At 62.9% G+C, this 4,033-nt stretch carries 3 protein-coding genes and 1 pseudogene; 1 reads left to right on the top strand and 3 read right to left on the bottom strand.

The genetic code is table 11. The annotated features are described in order from the left end of the window. Positions 1–302: 302 nt before the first annotated feature. Complete coding sequence (locus WB528_RS16080) at positions 303–1,106, bottom strand: hypothetical protein (RefSeq protein WP_423889399.1); 804 nt, start codon at positions 1,104–1,106, stop codon at positions 303–305. A 250-nt stretch (positions 1,107–1,356) separates the two neighbouring features. Here WB528_RS16080 and WB528_RS16075 point away from each other — a divergent pair, with 250 nt between their 5' ends. Then, positions 1,357–1,962, top strand: coding sequence for a hypothetical protein (locus tag WB528_RS16075; RefSeq protein WP_423889398.1), 606 nt, complete (start codon positions 1,357–1,359; stop codon positions 1,960–1,962). Between the two features lie 54 nt (positions 1,963–2,016). On the opposite strand, the gene pdeM is transcribed toward WB528_RS16075, so the two are convergent. Further along, a complete protein-coding gene (pdeM, locus tag WB528_RS16070) occupies positions 2,017–2,730 on the bottom strand; it encodes a ligase-associated DNA damage response endonuclease PdeM (protein WP_423889397.1) in 714 nt (237 codons plus the stop codon). Beyond that, a pseudogene (locus tag WB528_RS16065) lies at positions 2,727–4,033 on the bottom strand (DNA ligase-associated DEXH box helicase); the annotation flags it as partial. The gene pdeM and the pseudogene WB528_RS16065, both read right to left, overlap by 4 nt.

Genomic DNA, 4,033 nt, shown 5'->3' with positions numbered 1-4,033 from the left:
ACGGCTTACTCCGCGCTCTCCCTGGTGAGCCGGGCTTGTTGTCACCATCGCCAGCGCAATGCGCAAACATCGTCGCTAACTTGATATCAGCGTCGGGATATCAGGACCACACGGCTTCGCCGTCCGCAGACCACGTCATTCGTCTTGTGACGCCGTCACGACCATCGCATCCCGCGCCAACGTTTCGTGACGATCGCGAAGCGCCCCTCTCGATGGGCACGGGACGGCCGGGCTTCTAACGGTGATTTGCACGACGGGCAAAGCGCAAAATTTTTCGCGGGAGGGCTGGACAGGCAGGCAAATCAGCCGTGGCCTAGCTCCGTTTCGGTCATCACTTGCGCCCGGCGAATCGACACCGCTCTCGAATCCCGGAATCGGCTGGCAAGCAGCGATCCCAATAAGAAGAGCCCCAGCGCGATCAGCACCACCCCTGCCCGAGTTGCCGTCAATTCCCAGTGGTTCTCGTCCGCCTGCGGGACGGAATGCGCGGCGGGTATCGCCGCAGGCGCGGAGGAAGCGATGGTGTCTTTGGCAAGCGACGAATCCGCCAACAGCATCTCCACATCGACCGAGCGCGCCGTGGCGTAGTCAGGCGTGGGCGGATTGATTGCGGGCTGGGCAGCAATGGGTGCCGCAGGCATGGACGGCGCGGCCGCGGGCACTGAGGCTTTGTCGACCACCTCGGGCGCCGGCGCTGTCGACTGAGACGTGTCCGCCGGTGCGGCGCTCAGCAGTTGATCTCGCGCATTCAGAATCGTCCTATTACGCAGCGCGACCTTATTCTCCTCGGCAGCGATCACTGGCCGCTTCGCGGCATAACGATGAACCGGCTTGTCCACCGAATGAGTCGCCTCGGCGGCCTGGAACCAGCATTTGCGGTGACCATCGAGATGATAGAACCAGTGCTGGCCCGGCGCCGCCGAGTTCCCGGGCCGCGACGCGCACGCCTCTTTCGCTGGAGCTGGAGCTGGAGCTGGAGCGGGTGCTGCCGCTTCTTTGGGGGCCGGGTTGAACAAGTCGGTCAAGGGGTTCGAAGATGCAGGCAAGGTGGAGAGACCTGCAAAGACGAGAAAAGCTGCTACGCGAAGACGCCAATGGCCGGACATGGAAACTCCGGTGTTGCGCCCCTAACCCGGGCGCGACCTTCGAACGCGACCTAGGTGGCAATGCGACCTCAATCCGGCAACCTCGGGAATTTATTAGGGCAGCGAACCGAAGCAATTCCGCGGCGCTCCATGGCAGCTTCCAGATCGCGACGTCTTCAAAGTGACCAGATTAGGTCGCCACAGTTGCGCGCATTCCAATCGCCGGAGTGGGCATATCTTGTTTGCCGAGCGTCAAAGGGAGTGAAATCAGATGATTTTGTCTCGAGCTCTTTGGGTACCAATTGCAGCCGCGACGGTTCTCGCTGGTCTGCTGTTTTCCGCGCCGGCCCTGGCGCAGGCGCATATCCGTGGCACGCTGACTGCCGCGAAGGACGGGACGGTCGACGTTCAAACCACCAAGGGCGAAAACGTATCGATCAAACTCGCCAACGACGCCGGCCTTTTCCTGGTCACAAAGGCCGACATGAGTGCCATCCAGACTGGCAAGTTCGTCGGCATCACCTCTTTCGAGCAGGACGGAAAGCGCGTCGCACGCGAGGTTCACGTATTCGACGAATCTTTACGCGGTCTGGCCGAGGGACACTATCCGTGGGATCTTGAAGCCAAGCCAAACATGATGACCAATGCCAATATTTCCAAAGTCGAGGAAGTAGGGACGGACCGTGTGCTCATGCTCACCTACAAAGGCGGAGAACAGAAGATCACCATTCCAACGAGCGCGACGGTTGTCGCCTTTGACAAGGCGCCGGCCGACCAGCTCGCAGTTGGGCGCAAGGTCTTCATCGTCATGAAGAAGGACGGTTCGGAAGCCACCGCAATCGTGATCGGCGCGGAGGGTGTGAAGCCGCCGATGTGACGACGACGCAGTCTCGGAGGGGCGCGGTGAAACACCCGGCAACGGTTAGCAGGATCAGTAGCAGCGTGAGGCGGCGATCGTGTGCAGGCGGCTGTCCCCAAGCACATGCGCCATGAAAGCCGGGTTACGAAAGATTTTTGCAAACGCCTCGTCGCGAATGCTCAGGCCACCGGTATAGGCGCCGAACGCCGGCATCACCAGCCGTTCGCCGTCGCTCGCAAAACAACGCCGCTCCATCCAGCGCGCCCGCGTCGCAACGCGCGCCTTGGGATGGAGATGTCCGGCGATTTCGCCCGCCGCACCCGTCGGCTCGTGACGGAACACGATCGGGCCGATGGCAACTTCGCTCGCGACGATACCGCCGAGATCAGAGGTGAGTGCGGGATCGTGATTGCCGGAAATCCAGATCCAGTCGCGCCGCGCCTGCAACGCAGCGATCGCCTCGCGATCCGGCGCCGACAAGCGCTGATGGGCGGTGCGGTCATGAAAACTGTCGCCGAGCGCGATCACGGTTTTCGGATCATGGCGCGCGATGACCGAAGCAAGCCGGCTCAGTGTCGCGACCGTATCGTAGGGCGGCAGCAGCACGCCGCGCGCGGCAAAGCTCGATCCCTTTTCGAGATGAAGATCGGAAACGACGAGCAGACGTTGTTCTTCCCAGAACAACGCACCGCTGAGGTCGGGCGACATGGTCACGCCGGCAACATCAAGGCTCGCGACCTGCGCGACGGCCGCCTCGAATTCCCGAAAATTTCCGCCCGCGTTCATCCCGTCGCCTCTTTGACCAACTCCTCGGCAGCTTCCGCCAGCAGTTCGTCGGACGCCTCGCCATAGACCGCTTCCCGGCCGATTTCCAGCATCACCGGCACCGCCAGCGGCGAAACGCGGTCGAGTTCCCGATGGGTGATTCGCCCCTTGATGCGCGTCAGCATATCACTCAATCGGCGCAGATCGAGCAAGCCGGTCGCGGCATCGGCGCGGGCGGCGCGCAACAGCACGTGGTCCGGCTGATGCTTGCGCAGGACGTCGTAGATCAGGTCGGTCGAGAACAGCACCTGGCGACGGGTTTTCTCTTCATCGGTAAAGCGCCGCGCGATCAGGCCCGAGATCAGCGCGCAGGTGCGGAAGGTGCGTTTCATCAGCGCGGATTCGGCGAGCCAGGCTTCGAGGTCGTCACCCAGCATGTCCGGATCGAACAGCGCGTTCAAATCAAGCCGGCCCTGCCGGATCATGAAGGAGGCGTCACCGAGCCCCCAGATCGCCAGTGCATATTCATTGGCGACGAATCCCAACGGCCGCGCGCGGGCGCGCTCCAGCCGGCGCGTCAAGAGCATGCCGAGCGTCTGGTGCGCCAGCCGTCCCTCGAAGGGATAACAGACGAGGTAATGCTTGTTGCCGCGGGGAAAGGTCTCCACCACCAGCTCGCGCGCGCCGGGCACGCGCGACAAATGCGCCTGAAGCGACAGCCAGTCGCGCACCTGTTCCGGCAGGCCGTTCCATGCCCGCGTGTCGGCGAGAAGATTGCGCACGCGCTCGGCGAGATAGGTCGAGAGCGGAAACTTGCCGCCCATATAGGACGGCACTTTCGGATCGGAATCGTTGGCGCGCGAGACGTAGACCTGATCTTCCGACATCTGCTCGTAACGCACGACTTCGCCGCCAAACACGAAGGTGTCGCCGACCGAAAGCCCCTCGATGAAATATTCCTCGATCTCGCCGAGCATGCGGCCGCCGCGCGCAATCGCGCCGGTCGAACCGGAGCCCCCGGCGCGCGAACGCACCAGCCGCACCTTCAGCATCGCCTCCTCGACGATGGTGCCGACATTGAGGCGGTAACTCTGCCGCACCTTCGGATTAGTCACCCGCCAGCGGCCGTTCTTGTCCTGCTTGATGCGGGCAAAGCGCTCATAGGTCTTCAGCGCGTAGCCGCCGGTCGCGACGAAATCGACCACGTCGTCGAAGTCGGTACGGCTCAGATCGGCATAGGGCGCCGCAGTCCGCACCTCCTCGTAAAGTTGATCGGACAGGAACGGCTCGCCGCAGGCGCAGCCCAACACGTGCTGCGCCAGCA

It is taken from the genome of Bradyrhizobium sp. (assembly GCF_049586575.1).
GTDB lineage: Bacteria > Pseudomonadota > Alphaproteobacteria > Rhizobiales > Xanthobacteraceae > Bradyrhizobium.
Note: the sequence above shows the minus strand (reverse complement) of the source record. Positions and strands in the feature narration are given on the sequence as shown.

Bases quoted from the DNA above. Each gene is read 5' to 3' on its own strand.
- pdeM (WP_423889397.1), bottom strand. From the start codon at position 2,730: ATGAACGCGGGCGGAAATTTTCGGGAATTCGAGGCGGCCGTCGCGCAG.
- WB528_RS16075 (WP_423889398.1), top strand. From the start codon at position 1,357: ATGATTTTGTCTCGAGCTCTTTGGGTACCAATTGCAGCCGCGACGGTT.
- WB528_RS16080 (WP_423889399.1), bottom strand. From the start codon at position 1,106: ATGTCCGGCCATTGGCGTCTTCGCGTAGCAGCTTTTCTCGTCTTTGCA.